Source organism: Streptantibioticus parmotrematis, assembly GCF_019890615.1.
GTDB classification, from domain to species: Bacteria; Actinomycetota; Actinomycetes; order Streptomycetales; family Streptomycetaceae; genus Streptantibioticus_D; species Streptantibioticus_D parmotrematis.
Window position 1 is genome coordinate 1 of record NZ_JAINVZ010000070.1, and the last position, 433, is coordinate 433.

Annotated in this window: 1 protein-coding gene; it reads left to right on the top strand. The window is 64.0% G+C overall.

Annotated features, from left to right (window positions below; genetic code table 11):
- A partial coding sequence (locus tag K7472_RS32280; RefSeq protein ID WP_222982828.1) for a response regulator transcription factor occupies window positions 1-189 on the top strand: 189 nt, incomplete at its 5' end.
- Between the last annotated feature and the right edge of the window lie 244 nt (window positions 190-433).

The following is a 433-nucleotide window of genomic DNA, read 5'->3' on the forward strand; positions in this document are numbered from 1 at the left end:
ACTGGACTGACTCACAGTCAGGTGGCGCGCCGCATGAGTTTGGCGGAGACGACTGTCAATACCTACGTCAAGCGCATCCGTAGCAAGCTAAATTTGGGCAACAAAGCTGACCTGACCCGCAAGGCGGTCCAACTCGGCCTCCTCGATGAGACAGACGCGGCTCGAACTGAGCATTTTCCGACTGGGTGAGTATCCCGCGCGTCTGCGAGTGACTAGTGCTGGGTCACTTCGGAGCTTCTCGCGGGCGCGCCTGGGGCGCCGCCGTGGCGCCCCAGGCGCCCACAAGAGAGTAGCTGCAGCGGGGCGAGCGCCACCGCGAGTCGGCTCCGGGTCAGGATGCCATGGTGCCAAGCCCCGTGTTGCGCGGTCTATGAGGCCTCTATGGAAAGTGATGCCACGGCAGGCGCGCCGCGGTCCTGGACCTTCGAAACGA